This is a genomic window from Thermosporothrix hazakensis (genome assembly GCF_003253565.1).
Taxonomy (GTDB): Bacteria; Chloroflexota; Ktedonobacteria; order Ktedonobacterales; family Ktedonobacteraceae; genus Thermosporothrix; species Thermosporothrix hazakensis.
The window spans coordinates 128,692-135,490 of the sequence record NZ_QKUF01000017.1; the positions used below are offsets into that span (position 1 = coordinate 128,692).

At 51.6% G+C, this 6,799-nt stretch carries 5 protein-coding genes; 2 read left to right on the forward strand and 3 right to left on the reverse strand.

The window, feature by feature from the left end; translation table 11 throughout:
* The first annotated feature begins 158 nt into the window (after window positions 1–158).
* Both EI42_RS20710 and EI42_RS20720 read left to right on the forward strand, forming a co-directional pair.
* The gene (locus tag EI42_RS20710) at window positions 159–704 is read left to right on the forward strand and encodes an HNH endonuclease (protein WP_111324544.1); all 546 of its coding nucleotides are present in this window, start codon (window positions 159–161) and stop codon (window positions 702–704) included.
* 314 nt (window positions 705–1,018) lie between these two features.
* Window positions 1,019–2,485, forward strand: coding sequence for a DUF3536 domain-containing protein (locus tag EI42_RS20720; RefSeq protein WP_111324546.1), 1,467 nt, complete (start codon window positions 1,019–1,021; stop codon window positions 2,483–2,485).
* Between the two features lie 32 nt (window positions 2,486–2,517).
* Here the strand turns inward: EI42_RS20720 and EI42_RS20725 are convergent, their stop codons facing one another.
* The 3 genes from EI42_RS20725 to EI42_RS20735 form a co-directional block, all read right to left on the reverse strand.
* On the reverse strand, window positions 2,518–3,570 hold the full coding sequence (locus tag EI42_RS20725; protein ID WP_137686153.1) for a DUF6585 family protein: 1,053 nt from the start codon (window positions 3,568–3,570) through the stop codon (window positions 2,518–2,520).
* Window positions 3,571–3,730: 160 nt separating this feature from the next.
* Window positions 3,731–5,449, reverse strand: coding sequence for a L,D-transpeptidase (locus EI42_RS20730; RefSeq protein ID WP_111324548.1), 1,719 nt, complete (start codon window positions 5,447–5,449; stop codon window positions 3,731–3,733).
* A 156-nt stretch (window positions 5,450–5,605) separates the two neighbouring features.
* The coding region (locus EI42_RS20735; RefSeq protein ID WP_146505397.1) for a L,D-transpeptidase at window positions 5,606–6,799 on the reverse strand (1,194 nt) is incomplete at its 5' end.

A 6,799-nucleotide genomic window follows, 5' to 3' on the forward strand; every position in this document is an offset into this window, starting at 1 on the left:
AGGATACCTGTACTTATCCACCTGGACGTTACAGACGGCGAAAACGCTGAGGGACCGGGGGAAAATGCTCCCTGTCAGTACTCCTTTTTTCCCCTCAGTCCTTGTTCCTCGCTGTCTGCGATTGGGTCGTCTCTGACAGAGAGGAAAGGATAGTATTCATGCCTGTTCTTGTGCTGAATTCCTCACTACAACCTCTCTCGGTCATCACTGAGCGCCGCCTGATTGTACTGTTATCAAAACATAAGGTGACGTTTCTAGACGAAAATGTTCGTCAGTTGATCGAAGAGAGCATTGCAGCTCGACGCCTTGAGCTTGAGCGACCGGTAATTGTTCAGTTGCTGGCTAATATTCGTGTGCCTCGTATGACGCTGCAACCCACACGCGCCAATATCCTGTTGCGCGATGATGAGACCTGCCAGTATTGCGGCAAGCACTCTCGTGATCTGACTCTGGATCATGTCATTCCGCGCTCGCGAGGCGGAAAGAGCACCTGGGAAAACCTGGTTGCTTGCTGCCGGGCCTGCAACGGAAAGAAGGGAAGCCGGTTGCTCAAAGAAGTCAATATGCGTCTGTTGCGTCAGCCTCGTGCCCTGACAACCGAATATGCCGGGGTATTCCTGCTGCGCTACCCCAAGCTGCGTGCCGCCTATGAGGAGTTCATCAACGGTTTTCAGAGCGGGCAGGTCAGTGGCATAAGTGCCTGAAATCAGCAGGATGTATGCCCTTAGAGGAGACATTGGGGAACCTGGTCTTATCCTTACTATTGATCAGGGAGCAAAGATAACCTTTGCTCCCTCTCGTGCATCTATACCTCTGCTCTACACGTATCTAGAAATAAGGATGAGTATATCCGACAAGAATGGCCAGAATGGGGGCTTTGCGCCTGCCCTTGTTGCTTAAACGTATGTTTCTATGCTTGATGCCGCTCTCCGAGAGAGTTGTTATCATTCTTGTAAGTTGTTTTTTTGTTGCTTGCTACGCGCATGCCTGACCCCTGTTTTTCTGGTGAAGGTGGTTTATGATAGAACAGATCGCTGCTGAGGAGTCCATGTCTCAAACTCACCCGGGTTCCGTCTACCTGTGCTTGCATGGACATTTTTATCAGCCGCCTCGTGAAGATCCTTTTACACATATTCTTCCTATTGAATCAGATGCTGCTCCTTTTAAAAATTTCAATGAAAAGATTACGGCTGAATGCTATCGTCCGAATGCTGAAGCGGGCAATTTCGCTGCTATCAGTTTTGACCTTGGGCCAACGCTGGCGGCCTGGTTGGAACAGACCCACCCTGACGTCTATCGGCTGATTCTGGACTCAGATCGGCAGCACTATCAACGTTACGGCGTCGGAAATGCAATGGCACAGGCATATAATCATACTATCCTTCCGCTGGCAAATGCCCGTGACAAGCGCACCCAGATTCTCTGGGGGTTGCAGGATTTTGCGCACCGGTTCGGGCATCCGGCGCATGGAATGTGGCTTGCTGAAACGGCAATTGACCTTGAAAGTCTGGATATTATGGCAGACCAGGGAATCACATATACTATTCTGGCCCCCTGGCAGGTAGCGACGCCCATTGACCCGACCGAACCGTATCTTGTACAGTTGCCTTCCGGACGCACCATGACGGTCTTTTTCTACAATGCTCCGCTTTCGGGTGGCGTCTCGTTTGATGGGAATCTCACAAGCAATGCCGATGTGTTTGCCTCTACCCATCTTCCTGCCCAGGTGGTGCAGGAGAAACAACGTGCTGGCGAGGCACAAATGCTCTTGATTGCAACGGATGGCGAGCTCTACGGGCATCATAAGCCCTGGCGTGATAAGTTTCTGTCCTACCTGATCCGGCATGGTGCGCCAGAGCATGGCTTTGAGATCTGTACGCCCGAGCGCTTTATGCTGATGCATCCCGCTCAAAAAGAGGTGCAATTGAAGGTTCCCAGTGCGTGGAGTTGTGGACACGGCGTAGCTCGTTGGAGTACCGGCTGCTCGTGTACAGAGGGTGACAGTCGCTGGAAGGAGCCGCTACGTGAGGCATTGAACCGGCTGGAAGAGCGGGCCGACCGAGTGTTTGAGCAGCGGGCCGGTGCAGCTCTGCATGATCCCTGGGGCGCTCGTGATGCGTACCTGTCGTTGCGTAATGGCTGGATCTCAGAAGAGCACTTCTGGAAACAATATGGCAGACAGCAACCTTCCGCTGAGGATATGCATCACACGCGGTTGTTGTTAGAGGCACAGTATTATATCCAGTGTAGTTTTACCAGTTGTGGTTTTTTCTTCGAGGATCTAGACCGCATCGAGCCACGAAATTGTATCGCCTTTGCGCGCCGGGCAATTAGCCTGATCTGGGAAGCGACGGGTATCGATCTGCAACAGGAGTTTGTCAGCGATCTACGCCAAACGAAAAGCTGGCGCTCGGGCGTAACCGGTGCATACCTCTACCGACAGTTACCGGTTGTGAGTGCCTGGAAGCTACCAGCGCTTCAGTAGCAAGTTCTGCGGGTGATTGCTCTTTGTAGCGGTCACCCGAGCTGTCTGAGCTCGATATAGCGAAGCAGGTCGCTCAGCTCATCAAGATGGTGGAGCATCCAGCGAGGGAATGCGAACCATTCCTGTTCGGTGCCTTTGCGTCCTAGCATCAAATCTTCCTCCCCCAGATTCACCCCTTTGATCTCGTCCCAGGGAAGTGTGATACCCGCCTGATAGAGCGTGATTCCATGTCTGCTGATCGCCAGCGGACCAAAATCGAGCTCGCTTCCAGTGTTGTACGCCTGAATATGTGGATATTGAAGTAGCGCGTGTTCTCGTTGTGCATAAGTGATGAGCTCGCACATAATATTCAGGTTCGGGATGCGAGCCGCTTTGAGACGTGCCTGTGGCTCTTTGTGTCCCGTTTGATAGAGCAGCACATCCTGTTCCGTGATTTCGAGCTTCCAGGTTTGTTCCCAGGAAAGAAAGAGGCGACGCGCCGGGATGGCAATCCCTTTTCGGTTTACAAGTAATGCATCGAACGAGATAGTGTCACCCGCTCGATAGGCAGAGATGGCGCGTTTGAGCAAGCGCAGTGTGATCTCGTGCTCTATCAGCGCTCCGAGGCTGGTGATATCGTTGAGTTCGTGGGTGAATTCAAATCGTGCTCCGTCGCTTCTGCGGATGCTGTATGCATAGAGATCTGGCGGGCGAAATTGCTTCCAGAGCCGCTCCATCTGATCCCAACGGATAATATCCAGTTTCCGGGTGGAAACGATTAATCCTTCCGGGCAGACGTAGATGTAGGTGCGTGGATAAAAGGCAGGGGCAAAGAGAATCCAGCCTCCCAGTGCCAGCCAGGCAAACCCGATAAGAGGTAATAGCAGCAGTTGCCAGAGCGGCCACGACGGCATCAGGAGCTGATAGGTAAGTAAGAATGTGGCGATAAAGACGATGCCAAGCACAATGCAGAGTGAACCGATGATAGGGTAACGCAGTGTTTCCGGTTTGCCACTGAAGATCTTTTCCGGCATACCTAATCGATAAGCTGTTGCTGCCCCGATGATTTCTAGTGGTATCTGCCGGATTGATGTTACCTGACGCATACCGTCCCTCTGATCTTTTTCTTTTGGTATTTTCTCTCCTTTATTTACGTTGAAAAAGCGGAAAATTGCAAGTGGTGCGAGAAAAAGAGACAACCGAAGTTATTCCTTCGATTGTCTCTCCGCAGGATTGAAAGCCTCACAAGAAGCCAGTAGAATGGATTTAGTAGATAATAATGGCTGTGTCCTGGTTGGTATGCTGATAGAGCCACTGCATATCTTCGACTGGCAAGTTAATGCAGCCATGACTTCCGGTACCTGCTGAAGTTTGATTCCTGCTCGCATCCTGATGCGGGAATTGTGATCCGGGACCATAGGTGCCACGCCAGGCGGTATCGTGAATGAAATAGCCCCCTTGATGATACATAATGGCATAGTTAATCGGGGTATCAGGGTACCAGTATGGTGAGCCCGGGGGATAGGGACTGGTAAACTTTGTCGGCGAAAGCCGTTGTAAAACGGGCCAGAAACCGGGTAATGAGGGGAGTTCCGGGCGTCCGGTTGCGACATAAAACGCTCGGAGGAGCCGTCCCTGCTGATAGACGCGGAGGGCTTGTTCTGTGAAGGAGACAACGATGACGAGCTTTTGTTCAACACCATAATAGAGAAGCGCTTGCTTATCTGTGTTATGTGGTTGATCGAAGGGAGTTCTATCCCTGTAGTTCTCCTTGAGCAACTGATGGTTAAACTGGGCGTTTTTGATGTCCTGAAGGGCTCTTGCTAGCTCTGCATCCGTCTGTGCGTCCGCAAGTGCATGACGTAAGTCAGAGAAGACGCCCTGCTCCATGTAGCCCGCGTTGAGATCGTATAAGCCACCGTCATAGCCGTTATACCAGGGATGCATGCTGGCCCAGGTGGTGATATCCTGGCTCAATTGCTGTAGCCGATAGTCTCCTTCCTGGCGTAAGAGCGCCTGATGAACAATCTGTTGATGAGCCTGGACCTTCTGTGCAAAGCTGCTGTATTCCTCATAGGTGCTGATTGTGGGCACCGCCTTCCAATCTTCTCTCAGCCAGCGTGTGTACTGTTCTGGATCGCCTCCGTAATGCTGAAAGGCGTTGATGTCGGTTTCCAGCGCTTGCAGACTGGATGTGGTGAGCGAGGGAAGTGCCTGAAGTGCCTGTTCCTTCGCCTGTTTGAGCGTTGTTGTGAGCAGACGATGAACCTGTAGAATGCTCTCAGGCGAGTCCTGCCGTGCGAAAAGCTGTTGTCCGCTCTTGTACTGTTTCTGGATTGCTTCCGTGTTTAGATGAGCCTTCTGCATTATAGAGAGCGCTCCCTGTACTTCCTGAAAAAGACGGCGGTTCTCCGGGAGAAGGGTAAGCACTTTGTTTGTGCGCTGTGCCTCTGCGCTGATCGCTGCGAATTCGCGAGGAAGCTGCGCATGCAGGCTTTGTTGTTGTGTTCGTTTGAGCTTTTCTTGCAGCCCGTTGACTGGAAAACCTCGCTGCTGCGCTCCTTCTAGCGATCTCTGAAGAGCCTGAAGATCTTGCAGTGCCTGCCGCTGTGCTTGGATGGTGGCTTGCTGGAGGATGCGCTGTACCTCTGTTTGAAGCTGAGCATACTCTTCGATGGATCTATGATAATACTCGTGATAGACCTGTGTCTGAAATAATGTCATGGGCGCTTGCTCAATAATCAGTTGCTTGCGTAAGAGGACTGGCGCGAGCTGCTGTTCCGAAACGCCCGCTGAACGAGCGGTTGTGATGGCGGTTTCCAGCTTGAGATAGCTTGCCTCGGCCTGATTCTGAAGCGCCGAGGGGCTCCCACAGCCGTTGAGGAGAGCGATTCCCAGAATCCCGAGAAGAAGAAGAAGAGCGATGATCTGCAGAAAACGTTCTCGCAATACATTGATATATCTTGTATTTGTTTTTGAGATCATATCGTTTTATCCTTCTTACCGTGCTCTGGCTCTTTGGTTCATTATAAACAGGAGGTGAATAGAAAAAAGATCGATCTTAGGGGGTGCTGTGTGGAAGGAAGGCAAAAAGATAGGAGGGATAGCGAAAACGCCTATCCCTCCGGTGGATTGTTGCCGTTAGTACATGATGATCGGGGTATTGTAGTCGGTGTGTTCGTAGATCCAGCGCATCTGCTCGGTTGGCATATTCACACAGCCGTGAGTGCCAGAACTGGCACTGGCTGCGCCACCGGAATCGGTATGCGGGAACTGAGTTCCCGGGCCATAGTCCAGACGCCAGGGCGAGTCATGCAGGAAGTAGCCACCATCGCGGTACAGGATGCCATAGTTGATCGGAGTGTCCTCGTACCAGTAGGGAGAGCCCTTCGGGAAAGGAGATTTAAAGACCATGTTTGTATCACGCAGCAACGGCTTCCAGAAGCCCGGTACTGCTGGCAGCTCAGGGCGTCCGCTGGTGATATGGACTGCATAGATGACTTTCCCGTTCTGATAGACACGAAGCGCCTGCTGTGAGAAGGAGACCACGATCACCACATCGTTCTGCACTTTGTAGCGCTCCATCAGTTTCAGATCGGCGTTGTGAGGCTTATCAAACGGCGTTGAGTCCTTAAAGTCTTCATAGGACATCTGCTGATGGAAAATGGCGTTGCTGATCTCGGTATAGGCGTTTTGCATTGCTTCATAGGTAGTTGCCTCGTTATAGAGCCGCTCCAGATCCTCGCCCAGTCCATGCTGCTGATAGCCAAAGTTCAGCGGATAGGTCTGCCCATCATTTGGGTCGTGGTAGGTCTCCTTTTTGCCATAGCTCTCGACGTCGTTATAATACTGGTTCAGCAACAGCTTGGTATCAACCTTGAGCAGATCGAACTTCATTGCGTTCTGCAAGGTTGACGCCTTTTTCGCAAAGGTGTTATATTGCTCAACCGATTTGGTATTTTGCTGCATGCTCTTGAGCTCATCGAGCTCTTTCTGATAGTTGCTTGTCTCGACCTTGTTCTGCTTGAGCTTGTCGAGCCTGGTTTCTAGATCCTTGATCTTGGATTGAGTGATCATCGGGATCGCTTCTTTGAACTGGGTAGCAGCCTGCTGATAGTCGGCATCGATCTGCTGGTTAATCTTCTGGAGATCTTGTGGAGAAGCGGCCTTCCCCATCGCGTCTTTGTTGGTCTGATACTTCTGCTGGTAGGTTGTGACGTCGAGCTTGCCATCAGCCATCAGGTCGATGGTTTCCTTGAAAGAGTTGAGCTTCTCAGCGGTATCGCCAAGCATGTTCAGGGTTTTCATGCCAGTATTGGCCTCGGCAATGATCGC

Excerpts from the sequence above, each read along its gene's own strand:
- EI42_RS20710 (WP_111324544.1), top strand. The coding sequence starts at position 159 with ATGCCTGTTCTTGTGCTGAATTCCTCACTACAACCTCTCTCGGTCATC.
- EI42_RS20720 (WP_111324546.1), top strand. The coding sequence starts at position 1,019 with ATGATAGAACAGATCGCTGCTGAGGAGTCCATGTCTCAAACTCACCCG.
- EI42_RS20725 (WP_137686153.1), bottom strand. The coding sequence starts at position 3,570 with ATGCGTCAGGTAACATCAATCCGGCAGATACCACTAGAAATCATCGGG.
- EI42_RS20730 (WP_111324548.1), bottom strand. The coding sequence starts at position 5,449 with ATGATCTCAAAAACAAATACAAGATATATCAATGTATTGCGAGAACGT.